This window comes from Priestia sp. AB, from assembly GCF_028369225.1.
Classification (GTDB): domain Bacteria; phylum Bacillota; class Bacilli; order Bacillales; family Bacillaceae_H; genus Priestia; species Priestia megaterium.
Map to the genome: position 1 here is coordinate 1 of NZ_JAQMYN010000030.1, position 19,237 is coordinate 19,237.

At 35.7% G+C, this 19,237-nt stretch carries 22 protein-coding genes and 1 pseudogene; 16 read left to right on the top strand and 7 right to left on the bottom strand.

Translation table 11 applies throughout. The features are described from left to right. Together POF52_RS30000 and POF52_RS30005 are read left to right on the top strand one after the other, a co-directional pair. Window positions 1-592 (top strand): annotated as a pseudogene (locus POF52_RS30000) (FtsK/SpoIIIE domain-containing protein); the annotation flags it as partial. Beyond that, window positions 589-1,284 carry a hypothetical protein gene (locus POF52_RS30005; protein WP_271997767.1) on the top strand — a complete coding sequence of 232 codons (696 nt, stop codon included), beginning with the start codon at window positions 589-591 and terminating at the stop codon, window positions 1,282-1,284. The pseudogene POF52_RS30000 and the gene POF52_RS30005, both read left to right, overlap by 4 nt. Window positions 1,285-1,443: 159 nt before the next feature. Here POF52_RS30005 and POF52_RS30010 read toward each other — a convergent pair whose 3' ends face one another. The 6 genes from POF52_RS30010 to POF52_RS30035 form a co-directional block, all read right to left on the bottom strand. Continuing rightward, the gene (locus tag POF52_RS30010) at window positions 1,444-1,668 is read right to left on the bottom strand and encodes a helix-turn-helix domain-containing protein (RefSeq protein ID WP_098534974.1); all 225 of its coding nucleotides are present in this window, start codon (window positions 1,666-1,668) and stop codon (window positions 1,444-1,446) included. A gap of 354 nt (window positions 1,669-2,022) precedes the next feature. Continuing rightward, complete coding sequence (locus tag POF52_RS30015; protein ID WP_271997772.1) at window positions 2,023-2,496, bottom strand: MerR family transcriptional regulator; 474 nt, start codon at window positions 2,494-2,496, stop codon at window positions 2,023-2,025. Window positions 2,497-2,627: 131 nt separating this feature from the next. Next, window positions 2,628-2,924: a hypothetical protein gene (locus POF52_RS30020; protein WP_271997775.1), complete on the bottom strand. Its 297-nt coding sequence runs from the start codon at window positions 2,922-2,924 to the stop codon at window positions 2,628-2,630. A gap of 19 nt (window positions 2,925-2,943) precedes the next feature. After that, window positions 2,944-3,732: a plasmid stabilization protein gene (locus POF52_RS30025; RefSeq protein ID WP_271997777.1), complete on the bottom strand. Its 789-nt coding sequence runs from the start codon at window positions 3,730-3,732 to the stop codon at window positions 2,944-2,946. Window positions 3,733-3,840: 108 nt separating this feature from the next. After that, window positions 3,841-5,142 carry a replication protein gene (locus POF52_RS30030; protein ID WP_271997779.1) on the bottom strand — a complete coding sequence of 434 codons (1,302 nt, stop codon included), beginning with the start codon at window positions 5,140-5,142 and terminating at the stop codon, window positions 3,841-3,843. Between the two features lie 579 nt (window positions 5,143-5,721). Next, window positions 5,722-6,285, bottom strand: a complete 564-nt coding sequence (locus tag POF52_RS30035) for a helix-turn-helix domain-containing protein (RefSeq protein WP_029325649.1) — start codon at window positions 6,283-6,285, stop codon at window positions 5,722-5,724. A 519-nt stretch (window positions 6,286-6,804) separates the two neighbouring features. Here POF52_RS30035 and POF52_RS30040 point away from each other — a divergent pair. The 4 genes from POF52_RS30040 to POF52_RS30055 all read left to right on the top strand — a co-directional run bounded on the left by POF52_RS30040 (window position 6,805) and on the right by POF52_RS30055 (window position 9,917). Next, complete coding sequence (locus POF52_RS30040; protein ID WP_271997782.1) at window positions 6,805-7,062, top strand: hypothetical protein; 258 nt, start codon at window positions 6,805-6,807, stop codon at window positions 7,060-7,062. A gap of 225 nt (window positions 7,063-7,287) precedes the next feature. Beyond that, on the top strand, window positions 7,288-7,917 hold the full coding sequence (locus POF52_RS30045; RefSeq protein ID WP_098563039.1) for an HAD-IA family hydrolase: 630 nt from the start codon (window positions 7,288-7,290) through the stop codon (window positions 7,915-7,917). An 86-nt stretch (window positions 7,918-8,003) separates the two neighbouring features. After that, window positions 8,004-9,308 carry a sensor histidine kinase gene (locus tag POF52_RS30050; RefSeq protein WP_176528278.1) on the top strand — a complete coding sequence of 435 codons (1,305 nt, stop codon included), beginning with the start codon at window positions 8,004-8,006 and terminating at the stop codon, window positions 9,306-9,308. Window positions 9,309-9,329: 21 nt separating this feature from the next. After that, on the top strand, window positions 9,330-9,917 hold the full coding sequence (locus tag POF52_RS30055) for a response regulator transcription factor (protein ID WP_095380517.1): 588 nt from the start codon (window positions 9,330-9,332) through the stop codon (window positions 9,915-9,917). A 159-nt stretch (window positions 9,918-10,076) separates the two neighbouring features. Here the strand turns inward: POF52_RS30055 and POF52_RS30060 are convergent, their stop codons facing one another. After that, the gene (locus tag POF52_RS30060) at window positions 10,077-10,490 is read right to left on the bottom strand and encodes a helix-turn-helix domain-containing protein (protein ID WP_098563037.1); all 414 of its coding nucleotides are present in this window, start codon (window positions 10,488-10,490) and stop codon (window positions 10,077-10,079) included. A 150-nt stretch (window positions 10,491-10,640) separates the two neighbouring features. Here POF52_RS30060 and POF52_RS30065 point away from each other — a divergent pair, with 150 nt between their 5' ends. The 10 genes from POF52_RS30065 to POF52_RS30110 form a co-directional block, all read left to right on the top strand. Then, the gene (locus POF52_RS30065; protein ID WP_194758240.1) at window positions 10,641-10,856 is read left to right on the top strand and encodes a helix-turn-helix transcriptional regulator; all 216 of its coding nucleotides are present in this window, start codon (window positions 10,641-10,643) and stop codon (window positions 10,854-10,856) included. Window positions 10,857-10,887: 31 nt separating this feature from the next. Beyond that, a complete protein-coding gene (locus POF52_RS30070) occupies window positions 10,888-11,136 on the top strand; it encodes a hypothetical protein (protein WP_098980317.1) in 249 nt (82 codons plus the stop codon). 482 nt (window positions 11,137-11,618) lie between these two features. Continuing rightward, complete coding sequence (locus tag POF52_RS30075; protein ID WP_271997794.1) at window positions 11,619-12,083, top strand: hypothetical protein; 465 nt, start codon at window positions 11,619-11,621, stop codon at window positions 12,081-12,083. A 28-nt stretch (window positions 12,084-12,111) separates the two neighbouring features. Then, a complete protein-coding gene (locus tag POF52_RS30080) occupies window positions 12,112-12,360 on the top strand; it encodes a hypothetical protein (protein ID WP_193425040.1) in 249 nt (82 codons plus the stop codon). Window positions 12,361-12,381: 21 nt separating this feature from the next. After that, entirely contained in the window at window positions 12,382-12,687 is a 306-nt protein-coding gene (locus POF52_RS30085) for a hypothetical protein (RefSeq protein ID WP_047933325.1), read from the top strand. Window positions 12,688-12,754: 67 nt separating this feature from the next. Continuing rightward, a complete protein-coding gene (locus POF52_RS30090) occupies window positions 12,755-13,879 on the top strand; it encodes a hypothetical protein (RefSeq protein WP_271997804.1) in 1,125 nt (374 codons plus the stop codon). Between the two features lie 15 nt (window positions 13,880-13,894). Then, a complete protein-coding gene (locus POF52_RS30095) occupies window positions 13,895-14,404 on the top strand; it encodes a hypothetical protein (protein WP_271997806.1) in 510 nt (169 codons plus the stop codon). After that, window positions 14,394-16,976, top strand: coding sequence for a VirD4-like conjugal transfer protein, CD1115 family (locus POF52_RS30100; protein WP_271997809.1), 2,583 nt, complete (start codon window positions 14,394-14,396; stop codon window positions 16,974-16,976). Before POF52_RS30095 ends, POF52_RS30100 begins: the two co-directional genes overlap by 11 nt. Window positions 16,977-16,996: 20 nt before the next feature. Next, window positions 16,997-17,203, top strand: coding sequence for a hypothetical protein (locus POF52_RS30105; protein ID WP_271997812.1), 207 nt, complete (start codon window positions 16,997-16,999; stop codon window positions 17,201-17,203). A gap of 23 nt (window positions 17,204-17,226) precedes the next feature. Beyond that, window positions 17,227-19,237: pLS20_p028 family conjugation system transmembrane protein (locus POF52_RS30110; RefSeq protein WP_271997815.1), on the top strand; the 2,011-nt coding region annotated here is incomplete at its 3' end.

Consider the following 19,237-nt stretch of genomic DNA (forward strand, 5'->3'; position numbering starts at 1 on the left):
GTTATTTCATGGAATTGATCACGTTGATGCGCTTTGTTTTGAAGCGAAAGATATGAGAAAACCTTTTTCCTTACTTCGGGCTGAAATGTATCGGCGAGGCGACTTACTATTGGAGCACGGCGTGACTCACATCAGCAGGCTTCCTTTCAAGCTCCCTCGTATCGTTGTGGTAATTGATGAAATGTCCATCGTGAAGAGAGAAACGGATCTTGTAGAGATGATTCAACAGTTTGCCAGCCAAGGTCGTGCACTAGGTGTTCACACGATTATTGCCATGCAGCGTCCAGATGCTGATTTATTAAACTCTGCGTTAAAAGCTAATTTAAGGGTGCGGATTTCTGGAAGGCAAGCCGATGCGACGAATGCGAAAGTAGCTGGAGTACTCGGTGCAGAAGAAATTGATGCAGCTGCCAGGGGTCGTATGAAAATTAAAATTGATGAGGTCAAAGAGTTTCAAGCCTATTTCTTAGATGAAGGAGCTTGTAAGGAAATAATTTCTCCATATAAAACACGTGTGAAAGATCCTGAACCAGAACTAGAAGTGGTATCACAGTCCATCTTTGGGTTATTAGAGAAGGAGGAGCAGCGATGAGTTTCCGGTTATCTCAGCGTGATAAAGACATCATTGGGTTTGTCAATCAGTTTCGGGCTGTGGATCGCGACTCATTAGTAGAACTATTCTTTAAACAGCTGAAATCGCCTGTAAATGCGTGTAATAGTGTCATGGTGCGTTTGTACCGATTAGGACTCATTGAACGCACACAGCAGTATTCTCCGACGGTTTACTTGCCCGTAGACGCGAAGATTAAAAAGAACTCTCAAAAAATACTACATTTCCTTTCTATTTTGGAAATCTATAAACAAATGTGTATATATGGTATGCCTAAACAGGTCATTATTGAAGATAAGCCCACTGGACGAAAGGGAGGCATTGAACCCGACCTCTTTTGTATTTTTAAAGGCTCTCCGTTTTGGTTTGAAATTCAACGGAATCAGTATTCTGAACAGAAAATGCAGGAGAAAATCCATCTTTATGAGGATTTTTTCTTTTCGGATGAGTGGAAAGCGTTGCACTGGCAACCTGAAGAACGGGCACCTATCTTCCCTTCCGTTATTTTGATTACACCAATTCGTTATGCTATCTCTTCAAAACATATTCGCATTATACAAGTAGCAACTATTCATGAATTAATGGAGAAATACAAAGGTTCAGGTAAACAACAAAAAGATGTAAGGCCAAGAACACGGGCATCGTCTGGTGGAATTAAAATTTCCCTTACGTAATGACGAACAACATAAAAAGCTGCCTTAAAAGAGGAATAGGCTCATATAGGCATGGAGGCACCTAAAATGTAATTTAAATTGAGACGGAAACAGTTTTCTAGCTTAATAAGAATTAGATATTAGTTCTATCAAGAGAAGGTTAATGTTAATCTTCTCTTTTTATATATCAAAAAAGTCTTCTGCCTTTAAACTCGGATCAAACTTTTTTAGTGCCTTCATTACTTTTTTTATAGTTGTTCCTGATGGAATATAACTTGAATCATTATAGATCTTAGCAACTGTATTTCTATTTAAGTTGGCTGTTTTACTTAACTCCGATTGCTTATAGCCTTTTTTCTCTAGGAATCTCCCTAACTTGCTTCTTTTTCTGTTTGTACCAGACACAATAACAACCTCCTTTGTATAAAGGGTTGACGTGTTTTGAAAAATTTATTCGTAAAAGCCTAAAAAAATAGGCAACTAAATTCTATAAGCAGCATAAACTAAGATATAAATTAAAAAAAGAAGCTTCCCTAGTTACTTTAATTAATTCGATTTAGAATAATGTCGATATTTTGGTCATAATCATATAGCATGAATACAGTTAAGACCGCCTTATACACTGATACATATTGGGCGGTCTTTGTTATTGATATTCTTTACAATTGAACTTTGCACAAAAAACCTTTTCCCTCTCGGCAGAGGAAAAAGGTTTTTTTATGTGAATATTAGATAACGAGATACCAATATTCTAGCAAATCATTTTTCAAAAAAGGTTTTTAACCACTTATAAAAACTCTTCTTTTGTTGTTGTGCTTTTTTTAACGCTCGAATTTCACGAGCCATTGAGATTAATTGACGTTCGTGTTCCTCAAACTTGGCATCGATATAGCTTTGTATCTCTTTCATTTGTACCTCACGTGGTTCTAAGCTAAGGGTTTGCTTTTCAGTTGAAATGTTTGGTGGAGTGTCTGGTACTAGGTTGAATTTTTTTGCGACAGTTATAACGGCTTTTTCTAAGGTCATCTCGGGATGAGCATAAATTCTTTTTAGTTCATGAAAGATGGTAACGTCGTCGTTCGTATAAGCTAATCTACCGTTTTTTTTAGTGAATTGCACACCAATTTTGGCAAAATGGAAGTTGTATTTTCGTATAGTTGGTATGGGCAAACCAAGTATATCAGCTAATTCTTCGGTGGTATATGCTGCTTCTGCGGTTATGACTCTCAACATATGATCACCTCCTCTTATCAAGAGAACTATTCTAGGTATATATGTAAAAACCTTCAAATAATAAGAGGACCATATGTGGTGTTTTGTCATTTTGCCGTTAATATACCAATCTAAATCCTACTCAAAATGATCTAATTTTTATCTACATTCTCTGCTTGATTAAAATATTTAGTCGTTTTGATATCCCCGTTTTTGAATACAATAACCTTTTCACCTTCATGAAAGGACACTTCTTTAATTTCTTTGTCATTGTCATCCTCGGGCTCTTCGATTGAATGAACAAGACAATGGATGGCCTGATCTAACTTTCTATCAGCCGTATTCAAGAAGGATACATTCAGGCCTAGATTTGCAAGAAACTCCCGATGCTTTTCCAATTCATCAGAAGCCTTTTGAATATATTCAATCGCTTTTTGTTTATTATTCATTTAGTAGACTCCTACACCCTTATTTTTGATATTCATAGACAACAGGAACTTGATCCATTTTGACCGTTTTGGCCACGACATAACGACGGTAACCATCTTTTAAGACATTGGATCCTTTTTCAATCGTTAATGGCTCATCTAGGCGTCCTGTACGCTTCACAAAATCGATCACCTTTTGCGTTTTTTCAGGGTTTGGGCGTGTCTTTAAAAACTCTTCAGGAACGATAATATCATCAAAGTTCAAAAGATCCTGAGTTCCCTTCGGCTGGTTGGATAGTGTTGTCTTTTTTTCCTCGGCCTTTTTCTCTTCTGTAGGCGCTTGTTGTACTTCTGGCTGAATAGGCTTTACCTCTTTTTTCTCTTCTTTTGCTACGGGTTGAGAAACAGGTGCTTGCTCTTCTTCCTGTTCTTTAGGTTCCGTGTTCTGCGAGTCCTCAGAAGACGCAGAAACCTCTTGTTTAGGTTCTTTTTTCTCTTCGGACTGATTCTTCTCTTTATCATTTTTGTTCGGGAGAACGGTAATCTGGAAACAGATGACCCCTACTTCACCAGGGCATTCATCAATAGGAATGTCTAACGTTGGTTCCCCTTGAATTAAGATTTTTTCATGCATGATGCTTTTCTTCGTGAGTCCGGTTTTATTAAAGGCTTTCTTCGCAACAAATACCGTATACGAAATAAAGGTACTCTTCTTTAATCCTTTAGGCGCAGATGGTGACCCTTTTTCACGCATATCAAAGGCAACGTAGCGATCATATTCTCGTAAAGGTCCTGTGGCTGATCCGGTTAAGGTAATTTTATGTGGCATAATAGTCTCCTCCTGCGTAGATTAGTAGTTATTGTTTATTTAGAACACAGTTCTAAATAAACATATTCTATTAAAACATCAGCTTCTAAGAGATTTCTACTTTTTTGATTAGGTAGCTGTGTCTTTTAACTGGTTATGGTGATGCAAACACTCTTGTTCCTCTGGCGTTAAAGCTTGTCCTAAGTCTTGTTTTACCTGAGCTATCTCCAACAAGCTATACGTGGAGCTATGCTCCTGCAGTAAGTTCTCTTCTTCTGGTGTCAGCTCTTGTCCTAAATCTTGCTTCAACTGGATCATTTCAAGCTGTTGATTCACTGTAACCTCTGTTTCTTGTTTAGGTTGGTCTTGCTGCTGTTCGGCTTTTAACCAATTTGGAACGAGTTCCTTACGGATAATCCGTTTCGGTGTAGCCAATCTTGTTTCTTTGCTTTCGTTATGTATAACTTCTTGTTGGTTTGCGTATACTGATGAATAATCCTGATTCTTTGGCTTTGCTAATTCATAGAATTGATTTTTCGCAATTTGATAGATTAATCGACACATATCCCGCAGGGATAACGGATTGCCTTGTTGATTGGCTTCATGCACATATTTATCTAAGCCCACAATGGATGTATACGCAATTTCATGTACTTGCTCTTTTTTAATCTCAATCTCTGTATCTTTTTTTACTGCCTTTGAAGCATTTTGGATACGAGCATAAAAGTCTTGTAGTTGATGTCCATATTTACCTGCATAGACTTGATTGACTTTTTTAGGCACACCTTTGATGTATGTGAAGGCCTGTGAAACAGACATTAAATGATTATTTATATGATTTACAGGTAAATCAAGGTTACTAAAGGCATCAGGCGATTTATCGGCCTCTAAGCTTGGTGTATCAATGTTTTCAGCACTTTCTGGAGACGTCACAGGACGTGTCACAGGAGTGGTCATTTCTTCTTGTTGAAGCGTTTGTACACCTGTTGTATCATGAGCAAAAAAGATTTCGTCGCAAATTTGCTGAAAGTTTTTATGACTTTTAAGGACAAATACATAACTGTCAGGATGAGTACCTGTTGCATCCTCTTTAATGTATCGGGCCACAAGTATAAAAGGTGTTGCTTTTAATGAGCGTACAAAACGAGAAACCGTACTTTTGGACACGTTAAATCTCTTCATAAGTGTTTCAGAACGGATCGCTTGAATGCCTGTAGCCACTAGGTTATAGATGACGTGATCGAGCATTTCCATTCTCCTTTTAGGAAATTCTTTATGTATAGCAGATTGTTGTTGTTTAAAGTGGATACGAAGATTTTCTAAAAACTCTTCTTTCTTTTTACGTAGTATAGATTTGTTGGTCCATAACCATTTGAACCGTCCATTGAAGGTGTCTACATCTTTTAAATAACAGGTTAATATTTTTGTCACTTGTTCATCTTCTCCTTTAAGGAACACAAAAAAGACACTGTTTCCCTGGAAAAAGGAAAACAATGCCTTGATTTTGATGAACTAAGCCCTTGAAATAGATGTCAATTTCGTATAAAATAAAAACATAAGTTTTATTTTATAGAAAAACTAACTCTATTAACAAGAGACTTCGACAAGTGTTTTCCCTACCGTAATTAGGGTGAACGGTTTAAGAGTGTTGCTGCACTACTTAAACAGTTGAAGTCTTTTTTCTATTCCGGACATTTTTGTTAGTTTAATTATAGCGTTAAGTAGTCTTATAATTCAATAAAAAATTAGTAAAATATATCAAAACAAGTATTTTTAGCTACGCAGATGCCATATTAGTGTAGATATTGAGTCCATCATATATGAGATTTTTAGTTTTAGGGAGGGGAAATTTTTTTCCCCTCCCCAATTAGCTTAGAATGTGTTAGAATTGTTTTTTTATGCCAAAAGCATTTAGATTATGTAAATCATCAAATGATAACAACCCTTTTAGCAGATGGAGACCGACCATATAAATAAAAGAACCCTAACGATTAATTCGTTGGGGTTCTTTTATTTACCAAATAGTTTTGAGAGGAAGCCTTTCGGTTCTTGTTGTTTGTCAGCATGAAGCTGTCGCATAGTATCTATTAACATTTGATCACGTTCAAGTTGTCGTTTTTCACGCTCTGCTGCTTTTTCTTCAGTAGTTGCCGCGGTTTGTCGCATTACTTCAGCCATTGCCTGCATAGCATTTGCCATTTTTTCATTTTGAAGTGCTAAATCTTCATTTTGCGATTCCAGCATTTCAACTTTCGTTAAGATAGTTTTATATGCTTCAGTTAATTGTGTCAAAACTGGAGCATTCTCATTTGTTTCCCCTTCAACAACAATATCATGACCTTCCGAAGCAAGCAAAGCACGAATATAGTCATTAGGATGCCCTTCGGCTTTCAAGTCTTCTATAAGTGACAACACAGGAAAAATAGATTCTTTGTATTTCTTTGTCCGGCCTTTTCCGACAGTGTGCGGTTCTACAAATTCCTTATATGTATGGAGCCAATCATAGACACTAGACCTTGAACGCCCTAATTTGTCTGCTATTGCCGTTAAGGAATACACTTTTTCGTAATCCATTGCAGAAAACCTCCTTTGAAAAATACATCATGACATAATGATAACATAATAGAAACGTTTTATACCGTACAAAACAACATTTTGAACAAATAAAGACATTAAGAAAACAAATGGGTTCGTACAAAACGACATCTTGTACATATTTCCGACGAATTTTCGGACAAATGACATCTTTAGTTGAACTTGTTCGAGTGATGGTTTAACTTGTCCGGGATGTAGTGTGTATGTCGGGGAGGTTAAGTTCACCTTAAGTTAAACTAAAGGTAGTTTTAGTTTAACTTAAGGTGAACTTATTTAGGGTGTAAAACGTAGTTTATATTCTATAGTGATATTTATCTTTATTAAATGTGAAACTGACACACCTTTAAGTACAAGCTTCGGATTAAACACAGGTTAGTTAATGTACAAAAGATAAGTAGTGGGCTGTTGGAATATTGGATACTGTAAGTTAAGGTTAGGTTGAAATTGGTTATTTATGTAAATAAGTATAATTATAGGTACGTTAGAGGAGGGAGCTCCATGAAATTACTGAACAATAGTATGACTAGAATCATTACATTTTCTCTTATAATTGGTTTGATTCTTGCTTTTTTATTTACCATAAAAGTTTTGCTGTTACAATTCTTAGGAGTAGCACTGCTTATCGTTGTAGCAATTATTTGTATTCTTTCATTTTTTACTATCTTCGGCCCGATTATATTGGGATTTATTGCAATTGGAGGGGCAATCTTAGATTTTTTCTTAATTATCGGAATAATAGGGTGGGTTTTTATGTAAAAAACAAGACTATTGAACGTTATTTATTTGGTATAAAAAGTAAATCAATGAATAATATTCATTTTTATGTTAATAAAAAACATTTATTTAGGTCAAATATAATCATCTAACAACTATAATAAATGTAAATAAAAGGATTTATGTTCTATTTGAAATTAAATGGTAGTTTGATACGATAAAACAAAACTAATGTTCTATAAATTTAAAAAGTTCTAGGAGAATTATATGAAAAAAGTTATACTGTTTAACTTCAATGGCACTATTGTAAATACAAAGCTTTTAGCAATTGATATTTTTAATGAAATTGCTAAGAAGCAAGGTTATAAAAAAATTAGCGAAGAAGAGGTATTACACTTAAGTACATTATCAATACGTGATCGTTGTAAGACGCTCAATGTACCTATATATAAGATGCCTCTGGTTGGGATTGCAGTAAAAAGAAGATATCAAACGTTTATACCTAATTTAACACCTGTACTTGAAATAAGTGAAATTCTCAAAGAACTAAAAAAGCAAGGTTATAAATTAGGCTTTTTAACAAGTAATAAGAAAGATGTAACCAGTGAATTTTTAATAAATAATTCCATTAATATTTTTGATTATAGTCAATATACATTCAACCCTTTTTCTAAATCAAAAGATATTTCAGTGTTCTTGAAAAATAACAAATTAAAAAAAGAAGAAGTTATTTATATAGGAGATGAGTTAAGAGATATTAAAGCTGCTAAAAAAAATGGACTTCTTTGTATAGCAGTATCTTGGGGGTATGACTCGTTAGACCTTTTAAGCACAGGTAATGCAGATTTTGTGGCAAAGCAACCAAAAGATATTTTGGACATTTTGTCTGGCACTTAAGAATGTTATTTATATTTGTTTTTAATTTACTATTTGCCATTATTCTGTTCATTACTCAACCTAAAGAAAATGAAGCAAATCGATGGATGATTACTTTTGCAATGTCTGGGGGGATAGGTGCATTATCAGAAGCCATATTGACTGACATTATACCAGGTGTACATAAATTTGGAGTTGAGAGTATATCCAATATATTATTTACAGCACATATCTATTTGCAATTTTTAGGTGAAGTTATTTCTCCCTATGCTATCCTAATGTATTCAATTGTTTATTCACAAATAGTTAAAGGGAAAAGGAAAAAAGCTTTAGCTTATGTGCTTTCTTTACCAATGGTTTTTATGATATTTTTCACTGACTTTCACCCAGATATAGATATTAACTTTCGCATCCTTTTAATTTGGTCTGCTCCATACTTTTTGATTGCTAGTTTTATTATGTTTTGTACATGGCGTGACGAGATAAATGTTTATCAAAGAGAGCAAAAGTTTCGAGTCTTTATCGTGCTCGTCCCTGCATGGTTAGGTGTGTTTATATTTAATTACGTTCTTAGGGCTATTGATTCACAGACAGAGTTGTTTCGAGTTGTACCTATGTTTTTCTTCGGGGCTTATATATTCTTTATTGGATATATCTTTCTAAATGGTGCCTTTGGAATTAAGGTGAAAGTAGAACAACAGCAAATATTAGATAAGTCCATTCAAATAATGAATGGCGGAACAGCTGTATTAAATCACACTATCAAGAACGAAATAAGTAAAATAAAGTTTTTCTTTAATATTGCTCAAAATTCTATTGAAAAAAGAGATCTAGATGAGGCCGAGAAAGCAATTGATTCAGTTTTTTCTGCAATTGAAGGAATAGATAACATGGTGGATCGTATTAGAGCAAAGACAGAAGAAATTGTTCTGAAAGAAACAAATGTAGAAATGGTAAACTTAATCACAGATTGTGTACGTGGAGTAGAGAAAATTTTTAATGCCAAAGGTATCAAAATAAAAACTGAATTCACAGTTGATACAATATTATATGGTGATCCAATTCTTTTAAAAGAAGTAGTAAACAATATCTTAAACAACGCTATGGAAGCAATTGTTGTGACAGAAGGTTTAATTCATATTCAAATGTTCAAAATGAAAAATGGTGGAATTAGTATTGAAATTACTGACAATGGAGTTGGGATTTCTAAAGAAGAATTAAATCGTATTATGGAACCCTATTTTTCTACAAAGAAAAACATTAAAAATCATGGTTTAGGACTTAGCTTTTGTTATAAAACAATTAGAGCGCATGATGGTGAACTTTCAGTACATAGCGAAGTAGGAAAAGGGACTTCAATGATTATTAAACTTCCTAAATCTAGGATGATTTCTACAAAACTTAGCTCATAACCAAATGGGAGGTAAATCTACATGAAAGATAAAAATATAAAAGTAATTCTAGTAGAAGATGATCCTTTTTGGCAAAAAAATATATCCATGTATATTGAAAAAGAAGCAGATGATATTGAGGTTATAAAAATTGTTGATTCTAAAGAGAAAGTTCTAGAAATTGTAGAAAATGAAAGTCAGATTGATATAGTTCTTATGGATATCAATTTAACAGCAGCCAATCTTGATGGAATTGAGATTATTGAAATATTGAGTAAACAAAAAATCAAAGCAATTGCACTTACTTCAATTAGTGAGCAAGATGTTATTGTTGACTCCTTTGAATCAGGAGCAGTTAATTATATAAATAAGAGCAGTATTTATGATATTATCTTGGCTATACGTGAAGCAGTTGAAGGTAGGAATCAAATACACTCGGATGCTGCCGGAGCTTTATTAGGGAAAATGAGAGAAGAAAAGAAATTGCGTAGTCTTACATCTTCTGAAAGAGAAGTATATAACCTTGAAAAGAAAGGTTATAAAAAAAGCGATATTGCTGAACGTCTATATAAAACTATAGATACTATAAAAAAACACTCTCGGTCATGGAGACGGAAACTAAATGCTTAAAAGGGATCTTAGTATTGGTACTAAGATCCCTTTTTTTATTGAAATTAAATCCAAAAAGAAAAATAACTTTTAAGTTTAGCACATTCTTTTGTATTTGAGGAGGGGAAAAAAGTTTCCCCTCCTGCAAACGAATAAATTCCTATAACATATATTTAAGGATTATTTATCTGATATTGAATGAATGAATTTTGTTAAGTATTCTTTCGCTTCAGGAGTTAGATTATTAAACTCTTTCAAGAACGACATGTGATTAAGTAAAAGGTTCTCTGCTATTTCAATATCTTCTGGCGCCATAGTACTTAGTATGATATTAATTCTTTCATCATTACGATCGAGGAGATTTAAATCTAAATTCTTAGTAATTTCAGAAGGAAGCACATCATATAAAGTAATTCCTAAAACCTCGCAAATCTTTATCATTACTTCAAAAGAAGCAAATCTGTCTCCACGCTCAATACCACTAATTGTGGTTTGAGACGTATTAGAGAGCTTTCCTAACTCGACAGAAGTTATTTTAAGTTCTTTTCGATAATCTTTTATTTTTGTACCTATATACTTCTTTAATTCATTCATATTATCTACTCTCTTTAAGTTTTTTTTTAATTTTATCAAAGACTGAAAGTAATGTGAAATCAACAAATTAAACAAAATTAAAAAGTATACGAATTTGGTTAAAAATATATTTATATATTATCCGAAAATGAATATAATGTAATCAAGGAGGTGCTAGAAATAAATACCATACGAGAAAAGAGGTTATCTAAGAAATGGAGCCAAACCTATTTAGCTCAATTATCAGGAGTCCCGCAACCAACTATTTCTCAAATCGAAAATGGGACTCGTCAATATCCAACGTTTGAAAATATGAAGAAAATCGCAGAAGCATTGGATCTTAGATTAGAAGATATTTTCTTAACAAATCATAAGGATATGAACTAAGTTTTAGAATACTTAACGAGGGGCGATGAATATGGAAGCAGAAAAGCGACTAGCATTCTATGATATATCAGATGCACGTGCGAAAAGTGCCAAAACCTTTGATGGAAAGTTGTATACGTTAAAAGGAGGGGTAGCTGTAGAAAAAGGAACGGGCGATGTCAAACGTGTAGCTGATATTTATTATGAAGTACGCTCAGTAATGGATCAGGCTCATACCATCGTCGCCAAGCGCAGAAAGAAAGATGAGGAATTGAAGGAAGTTTTACAAAAGACCTGCTAGTTCTTAGATGCAGCATACAAGCGATTTTGAAACGTGCCGAGAGCACGAGAAGTGGTACCTTGACAATTTTATATTGCGTGCCTCCCCTAAACGGATCACAAGGGGGTTAAGGTATACGATAATAAAAAGGTTCGATGAGTGCGTCCTAAAACTCATCGGTGATCTAGCAACAAAACAGTGACGGTGTATCCATGATCTGTGAAGAGTGATGGCGTGAGGGTAACTCCGAAGAAGCGACAACACTCCAAACAGTAGATACACGAGGTTCTTCGTACATGCCGAAAACGTTGTGCATTATTGGGCTTAGTGAAAACTATGCATGCCAATATAGGGTTTGCCCTTCCAGCCAGAAACGGGTATATATTTCCTTTCATAACCTTGAAAAGACAGAGATGATCGCTAAACCTATGGTGAAATATGACTCTCGGTAGGTTTCAGAATCGCTTGTTATGTCTGAATATTAAGAACAAAGGAGAATGGTTATGAAAAACAAAAAATGGTTACTTTCTGCTGTGGCAGGAATCGTTGTGGCTCTTGGAATAGGCACAGCGTTTGTCTCTTCCCAAAATTCAAGTGAAGTGAAAGGAAATGGTGAACTAGAAGAATTAAGTCCTCTTCAGATGAAGAAATTTATGAAAGAAGATGGTACTGGATTCATTATGTTCTCTTTTAATAAGGAGAATCGTGATTTATACATGAATGATGTCAAACGTGCAATGCAACAAGAGAATGTTGAAGGAAAGGAGTTAGATGGTCATCATCCTAAATTTGATGGTTCTAAGAGTCAAAACGACTATGGATTAGATCAACATGCTGATACTTTGGCTGTCTATAAAGATGGTGAGTTAAAACAACAAATTGAGTTAGATGAATATGATCCATCAAAATTAGAAACAGAACTTTCTCATTTTATTGAAACATCGAAAGAAATGTATTTCGAAGAATAAGAGATTCGCTTTGAAAGGTGGTGGTATCTTGACGATCTCCCAAAAAGAATTAAAGAAATCAAAAGATCTCGTGGAAAAGTTGCTAAAAGTGAATGGAAACAAATACAATGACTGGCTACATCAACAACACCAACAGTTTATTGAAGAAAATCAAGATTTAATTCTTCAAGCATTAAGTGCTTTTACAGGTGAAGAAGAGGAGGAGGAAAAAAGCGAACCTAAAGCAGCTGAACCAGTTCCTGTAAGACCACAAAGCATTCCAGTAACACAAAACTAACGAAAAAGAGGAGTGGAACACATGTTAGATTTATTGAATAGCGTGGATGTGACGCAGTTAACTTCGCATTTAACCCTGGGGGCGGCAGATGGCATGAATGGCCTCATAGAAAGTGGAAAGTCTATTATCAAATGGATGCAGCGTATTGCGATGGTTGCGGCAGCTCTTGCCTTTTGTGTAGGTGGGTATCACTTAATCTTAGGTGGAGAACGAGGTCGTCATAAATGTATCGCTTGGTTTGTTGGAGGCGCAGTTGGGTTAGTGGTTGTCATGGGTGCTTATGCATTAGCTGAAGGTGTAAATACAAATATCCGATTCGGAAGCTAAGAAAGCTATACAGTCGATTGTATAGCTTTTTTCTATGCCCATTTTTAGACGAAAGGAATGGAAAAACATGCTGTCTGTCATGTTTATAAAAAGTGAGAAAAAAGAGTTAAAGCCATTTCAAAAGTTATCGATTCCAGAAGCATGCGAGATAACAGAAACATTAGAAACCCACTATCAGCGTACGAAGAAAAAAGCTCATGCCGATTTTTTTATCCTTGATGAGGAAGATCAAGAGGTATATGCAGGAACATTGTCTATTGGATTGGGTCATAGTCGCCATGTAGTCGATCATATTAAGAAAAAGTTAAGCTCTTTAAAAATGGACGATATACAGGAAGCTCGAAAGAGAAGTTTTCTTGAACAATTGGAAAAGGAAGTACCGGACCATCTGAAAACAACAGATGGTTCTTTTTCTTTAGGGGAAGAAAAAGAGGGTGATGTACAAACGACTCAAACACCTGTCCTTTCTACTCGTAACCGAAGGTTGATCTATGGAGGAGGGGTTTTATCCCTTCTTATCTTTTCAGCAACATGTTTTTCAACAGTGGCTACTTCCCAAGATCGAGCTGAAACGATTCAAGATTTACAAAAACAAGTCAAACTCGAACAAAAAATAACAGGAACATATGAAAGAGCGCTCTTAGGAGATTCAGAAGGAGCTTTAAAACGGCTTTCTTCTATTGATGAACAAAGTCTTACGAAAGAACAGAAAAACGTTTATATGAGCCTTCTCGTCGATCAAAAAAAGTATGAGAAAGCTGTTAGGCTTCAGGGAGATCATCCAGAAGTAGTGGAAAGCATGATTTCAAAGAAAGGAGATGTCAATGTGTTAAAGGAATTTCAACAAACGTTTCCTTCGCCAAATGGAGCCTTTGATCTTGCCTATCACGAACAACGATGGGAAGATATGATGCGTCAATCAGGAGTAGAAATGACTGATAAACGCTATGAAATGAAGGCTTATGGATACTTGAAGCTTGATAAAGTAAAGGAGGCTAAAGAAGAGGCAGCTCATATTCAAAATCAAGACTTGAATCAAAAAATAGCAACCTATGAGAAAACAAAGAAGGAGGTAGAAGAGACAAAAAAACAAGTGGAGGAAGAAAAGAAGAAAGATCCAAAAGATGAAAAGAAAATCCAATCTTTAACGGATCAGCAGAAAAAACAAGAAGAGCTCCTAAAAAATCTATAAGAAAGGATGAACAGGATGTATACACAAACAAAAGTGAAAAATCAGAAGCAAGCCTTTGTCGTAGGGATCGAATACTATGAAGAAGATTTATTCCTCGAAATTGAATTGGGCAGCTTTCATACCACTCAACTTCATGCCCAACGCATTGCGAACAGTGTTCATAATGTCATTCTTTTAGAAAATCAGATTGTCATGATCTTTAAAAATGCCGATTCGATTACTCTTACAGACGATTTTCTGAAATATGCGTTCAAGTTTCGATTATGCACGAAACCAACGATGCCACCTCTAGATATCTCCAAGCTTACTCAACAGGAAAAAGACGACTTAGTTTGTAATGAAGCCTATGTAATAACCGAAGAGGATATGAAAGAGGTACAATGGGACATTAACACGGCTTTTCGTTACCTTCAACACAAGTATGAGGCAAGAGATCAAACGTTCTTTTCTCTTTCATCGAGTGCCTACTATGTCATTCCTACTTCTGAAGAGATTGACCAGGAGGGAATAAGAAATGCAACCTAATAAGTCCATCAAATATGTAATCGCTGAAAAACAAGTACTTATTCCTTTAAGTGCTTGTTTTTTTGTGTCTATTCTACTTATCTTGAACTTTCTTTTTAACATGATGCGAAACCTTGTTCAAACAACGTTTAGTGATGTGTTTGAACCGCAGCCATTTCATCTAGAAACATCCTTTTTGACAGAGATTCATTTTCAACAGTACATGCCTTTATATGGAGCGATGTGTCTAGTGGCTGCCTTATTAACGGCCAAATTCGCTTATAATATTCAATCCAACTTCAAAGATTTAAACCATAATCAAAAAGGGTCTGGACGGTTTACCACAAGGCGTGAATTGAAAAAACAATATCGCAAAGTACCTGAAAAAACGACAACGTATCAAGGGGGAGGTGGTGTACCTGTTTCACGTATTCAAACTTATGATTTGATTCAAACATGGAAAGAGTATAAAGCTTTAAAGGGAATACAGAAGCTTCTCCATGCACATCGATTCTTTACGAAGAAAAGCTACATGCTGATTGATGACACACCCGTTAATAATTTAATCATCGGGATTACACGATCAGGGAAAGGGGAAACCTTTGTTTTTCCAACGATTGATATCTACTCACGAGCTGAAAAACAACCTTCCCTAGTTTGCAACGACCCAAAGGGCGAATTGCTCGCAGCTTCTAAAAACACGTTAGAGGAAAGAGGTTATCATGTTGAAGTTCTAAACTTACTCAATCCATTAGAATCCATGAGTTATAACCTATTGGAAATGATCAAAGAAACGTATAAAGATGGGGATTATTCAACAGCTCAGGCTCTATGTAACACATTATCCTATACGCTTTACTACAATTCAAATGCGAAAGATCCGTTCTGGCAACAGTGTGCGATGAGTTTATGTAACGCCATGATTCTTGCTGTAACGGATAAGTGTATTAAAGAAAAAGAAGAGAATAAAATCAACATGTACACAGTGGCGAATATGTTGTCAGAGTTAGGCTCGAAAGAGGTTGTAATTAATAAAAAAGGAGATACCCAAAATGCGTTAGATTTGTACTTTGATGGGCTACCAACAGAAAGTGTCGCCAAAATGCAGTATGCGACTTCAAACTTCTCAAAAGGTACGACAAGAGGAGGCATCTTCACTCAAACGATGAATGGACTATCCATTTTTACGTTTGATGAAATCGCCAAGATGACTTCTAAAAATAGCGTTGATTTAAAACGTGTGGGCTTTGGAAAAACCATCAAAGGAAAAGCAGCACCTCTTACTCGCTTAGAAATGACCTTTCCAGATGGTCAAAAAGAAACCATTAAAACCGATGCCAAAGGGTTATTTGAAGTCAACTTTACAAGTGAAGTCAAGCAGAATGATGAAATTATATTAACGGAAAAGTTCAGTGATAAAATTGTTACTTCATCGAGACTTGAAACTGTTATTAGGATACATAGAATCACAAAAGAAACAGGAGGTACCACGTTTACAGTAGAGAAACAGCATCCAACCATTCATGTAAAGGAAGTGACGTATTTTACAAAACCAATCGCTATTTTTATGGTCACACCAGATTATGATTCAAGTAACCATGTCATAGCCTCTATTTTTGTTCGGCAGTTATATTATGTTCTTTCTAAGAATGCTTCATTGGCACGAGGAAACAAGTGTCATCGAGAAGTAGTGGTGTTGTTAGACGAATTTGGGAACATGCCGGCAATTGAGGGAATGTCCAACATTATCACGGTTTGTTTAGGACGAAATATACGTTTTAACTTAGTGATTCAAGCCTATGCACAACTAAAAAATAAATATGGAAATGATGCTGAAACGATTGAAGGAAACTGTGGGAATACGTTTTATATTTTAAGCAATAACTACGAAACAGCGAAGACCATTTCACAAAAATTAGGGGACGGTACCATCAATTCTACCTCTCGAAGTGGGAAAGCATTATCAACAGATAAAAGTAAAACAGAGGGAGTGGATGGAAAACCATTATTAACACCCAATGAATTAATGGAATTGCAAGAAGGAGAAAGTGTGGTTGTGCGTGTGGTAAAACGTCAAGATAAAGCACGTCAGAGAATTAAAGCACATCCGATCTATAACACTGGAAAAACAGCCTTGAAATACCGTTGGGAATACCTCGGAGAGGACTTTGATACGGATCGTTCGATACTAGATATTGATATTTCGTCTTTACATGAACAAGTCAATCCAAGATCCTTGGTGATTCATAATTTCTTTCCTTTTCAATCACAACCTCCATCGGTTGAAAAAGAAGAGGAACTAACCGACGATCCATTTCCTCCTCTAACGTATGAGAACTATAAAACTAAAACAGTCAAAGAGTTCTTTGATGGAGATAAGAACGTTTCTACTGCTTTAAAAGTACATTTACCAAAAGCAATGAATAAAACGGTGGAAGAGATTGAGCAACAGTCCATGAGTGAGTTTGAAGAGGAATTAAATATGCTAGGAGTTAGTGACCAACTAAGTAAAAATGTCCACCAACTTCTTCAAACAAAAATAAATACCATTATTAGAAATTTGAAACATGAGATGGAAGCACAAGAAGCTTAATACCAAAAGGGGGAGAAAGAATGACAAATATTTCAAAGGAATTAGAGCGTATTTTAGAGGACTATGCACCGATTGTGAAAGAAGGACATCAAGTGTTAATTGGCTTACTAGATGGCACTATACATTTGGAAAAAGGACAGGAAGGAGAAGCACCTGTACAAATTCGTGTTTCTCCTCTGGATGAACGATTAGAAATAACCGTTGATACGTTGTTTCAAGGCATGTAATACGTGCATAAGGAGATGAGCAGATGAAAGATGAAGAAATTCTTGAAAAGCTACATGAGTTTTCGGAGTACTTAGATGTCGGAAATATCCTCACTTATTTATTACGGAAATTGGGTTGGGGATGTATTCAAGTTCTTTCATTTCTAGTGGATGGACTAGAAGGGATTACAGACAGTGTGTTAGGCGTTAAATCGTTTTTTAATTCTCCTGACATTCAAGATTTTATTACGAAGATTCAACCCTTTTTATATGTGTTACTGGCCTTTTCCTTTCTGTATATCGGCTACATGTTGATTATTCAGAAAAAAGTCAATCGTGAACAAATTATGATTAACATTTTTATCTCAATGGCAGTCTTACTTTTATTAAATACAAGTATGTTAAAGGCTGATAAGTTCACCGATCAAGCCATTGAAGCTGTTGATTTAAATGAAAAAGGAACCGTAAGTGAAAAGATTATTAAAAGTAATCTAACGGATGTCGCACAATTTGACCTTACAAAATGGAAGAGTCCAGAATTGAAAGAACCAAATAAAGTACCACAAAAAAATATTATGATGATTGATATTACTGAAAAGATGGATGATAAATTTAAGGTTTCTAAAGATAAAGAATTAAGTGCTGATGGAAAAGACATAATTACACATAAAACTGCTTTGACACCAGATGGGAAAGATGGAGTTGCAGAACTAGATAATGGATGGTTTGACTTCTTTCCAGAACTCTATTACCGATGGTCATGGAACTTCTGGACAATTGCGGTTTCCCTTTTTGTTATAGGGATGACGTTGTTATTTACCTCTATTAAATTAGCAAAGTTGTGCTTTGAGCTAGGATTTAACTCCATTTTAGCCCAAATTGTTGCGCCTGCGGATGTAGCAGATGGGCAGAAGTTAAAAGCCGTTTTAAAAAATATCCTGAATACATTCCTCGTAACGATTATGATCTTTATATCTATGAAGGTCTATTTGATGGGAACGGTCTTTATTAGCGATAAATTAGAGGGTATTCCATACCTGATCGCATTGATCGCCTTTAGTATTGCTGTTGTAGATGGGCCTGTAATGTGTGAACGTCTCTTTGGCATCGATGCCGGACTCAAAAGTGGTTGGGGCGCTCTGGCAGGAGGTTTTGCGATGGCAAAAGGACTTGAAAGTGGTATTGGCATGATGGGCAGAACCTTAAAAGGAGGAGCCAATCTTGCAAAAGGTGTTGGTAATGTAGGAAAAGGTCTTGGTAGTGGTGCTCTTCAGACAGCAACAGGAGTTGGAGGGCTTGGAAAAGGATTAGTTACACAAAGAAATAAGGAAAAACAACCAGCATTGCATGAAGAAATGAAAAAGGCAGGAATGGCAGGTGAGAAAGGAAACACTGCTTCTAAAGGTCAAAACACAGGAAATGAGCAGAAAGCTCAACAACAGGGATTATCCTCTACTGAGAAACAAGAAGGGGGCAAAAATACTGAAGGGAATTCTTTGGAAGGAAAAGGGGCAGGTCAAGGTCAAGGCAGCTCTTTACAGGATGAGATGCAGGCAGCAGGTGTTTCTACTGATAGTCAGGGATCAACTTCCTCTGTAGAAGGTGGAAATACATCTCTACATGATGAAATGCAGGCTTCTGGCTATAGTGAAAGTACAAATGAAGGTACTGGATTTTCTGTAGAGGGTGGAAGTGCTTCTCTACATGATGAAATGCAGGCTTCTGGCTATAGTGAAAGTACAAATGAAGGTACTGGATTTTCTGTAGAGGGTGGAGGTGCTTCTCTACATGATGAAATGCAGGCTTCTGGCTATAGTGAAAGTGCAAATGAAGGTACTGGATCTTCTGTAGAGGGTGGAGGTGCTTCTCTACATGATGAAATGCAAGCCTCTGGCTATAGTGAAGGTGTAAATGAGGGTACTGGATCTTATGTAGAAGGTGGAAGTGCTTCTCTACACGATGAAATGCAGGCTTCTGGTCAGAGTGGAAGCACAAATGGAGGCAGCTCCTCTGTAGGAAAAGCAAGTGCTCCTCTTCATGGTGAAATGCAAGCTT

What these genes read in the sequence shown, in the direction of transcription:
- POF52_RS30005 (WP_271997767.1), top strand. Translation starts at nt 589, where the DNA reads ATGAGTTTCCGGTTATCTCAGCGTGATAAAGACATCATTGGGTTTGTC.
- POF52_RS30015 (WP_271997772.1), bottom strand. Translation starts at nt 2,496, where the DNA reads ATGTTGAGAGTCATAACCGCAGAAGCAGCATATACCACCGAAGAATTA.
- POF52_RS30020 (WP_271997775.1), bottom strand. Translation starts at nt 2,924, where the DNA reads ATGAATAATAAACAAAAAGCGATTGAATATATTCAAAAGGCTTCTGAT.
- POF52_RS30025 (WP_271997777.1), bottom strand. Translation starts at nt 3,732, where the DNA reads ATGCCACATAAAATTACCTTAACCGGATCAGCCACAGGACCTTTACGA.
- POF52_RS30035 (WP_029325649.1), bottom strand. Translation starts at nt 6,285, where the DNA reads ATGGATTACGAAAAAGTGTATTCCTTAACGGCAATAGCAGACAAATTA.
- POF52_RS30040 (WP_271997782.1), top strand. Translation starts at nt 6,805, where the DNA reads ATGAAATTACTGAACAATAGTATGACTAGAATCATTACATTTTCTCTT.
- POF52_RS30045 (WP_098563039.1), top strand. Translation starts at nt 7,288, where the DNA reads ATGAAAAAAGTTATACTGTTTAACTTCAATGGCACTATTGTAAATACA.
- POF52_RS30050 (WP_176528278.1), top strand. Translation starts at nt 8,004, where the DNA reads ATGATTACTTTTGCAATGTCTGGGGGGATAGGTGCATTATCAGAAGCC.
- POF52_RS30055 (WP_095380517.1), top strand. Translation starts at nt 9,330, where the DNA reads ATGAAAGATAAAAATATAAAAGTAATTCTAGTAGAAGATGATCCTTTT.
- POF52_RS30060 (WP_098563037.1), bottom strand. Translation starts at nt 10,490, where the DNA reads ATGAATGAATTAAAGAAGTATATAGGTACAAAAATAAAAGATTATCGA.
- POF52_RS30070 (WP_098980317.1), top strand. Translation starts at nt 10,888, where the DNA reads ATGGAAGCAGAAAAGCGACTAGCATTCTATGATATATCAGATGCACGT.
- POF52_RS30075 (WP_271997794.1), top strand. Translation starts at nt 11,619, where the DNA reads ATGAAAAACAAAAAATGGTTACTTTCTGCTGTGGCAGGAATCGTTGTG.
- POF52_RS30085 (WP_047933325.1), top strand. Translation starts at nt 12,382, where the DNA reads ATGTTAGATTTATTGAATAGCGTGGATGTGACGCAGTTAACTTCGCAT.
- POF52_RS30090 (WP_271997804.1), top strand. Translation starts at nt 12,755, where the DNA reads ATGCTGTCTGTCATGTTTATAAAAAGTGAGAAAAAAGAGTTAAAGCCA.
- POF52_RS30095 (WP_271997806.1), top strand. Translation starts at nt 13,895, where the DNA reads ATGTATACACAAACAAAAGTGAAAAATCAGAAGCAAGCCTTTGTCGTA.
- POF52_RS30100 (WP_271997809.1), top strand. Translation starts at nt 14,394, where the DNA reads ATGCAACCTAATAAGTCCATCAAATATGTAATCGCTGAAAAACAAGTA.
- POF52_RS30105 (WP_271997812.1), top strand. Translation starts at nt 16,997, where the DNA reads ATGACAAATATTTCAAAGGAATTAGAGCGTATTTTAGAGGACTATGCA.